1 protein-coding gene is annotated in these 313 nt (G+C 62.3%); it reads left to right on the forward strand.

Annotation, left to right across the window (positions count from 1 at the left end):
- The coding region (tyrS, locus tag P2Q66_RS01120) for a tyrosine--tRNA ligase (protein WP_275724913.1) at positions 1 to 313 on the forward strand (313 nt) is incomplete at both ends.

Consider the following 313-nt stretch of genomic DNA (forward strand, 5'->3'; position numbering starts at 1 on the left):
ACACGGAGTTCAGCTACCAGATCCTGCAGGGCATGGATTACCTGCAGCTCTACCGCGACTACGGCTGCGTGCTGCAGACCGGCGGCTCGGACCAGTGGGGCAACCTCACCAGTGGAACCGAACTCATCCGCAAGGTGGAGGGCAAGAGCGTCCACGCGCTGGGAACTCCGCTCATCACCAACTCGGACGGCACGAAGTTCGGTAAGAGTGAGGGCAACGCCATCTGGCTCGACGCCGGCATGTGCAGCCCCTACGCCTTCTACCAGTTCTGGCTCAACACTGCCGATGCGGATGTGGTGGACCGGCTGAAGGT

Source organism: Arthrobacter sp. Cr_A7 (assembly GCF_029222765.1).
Lineage (GTDB): Bacteria > Actinomycetota > Actinomycetes > Actinomycetales > Micrococcaceae > Arthrobacter.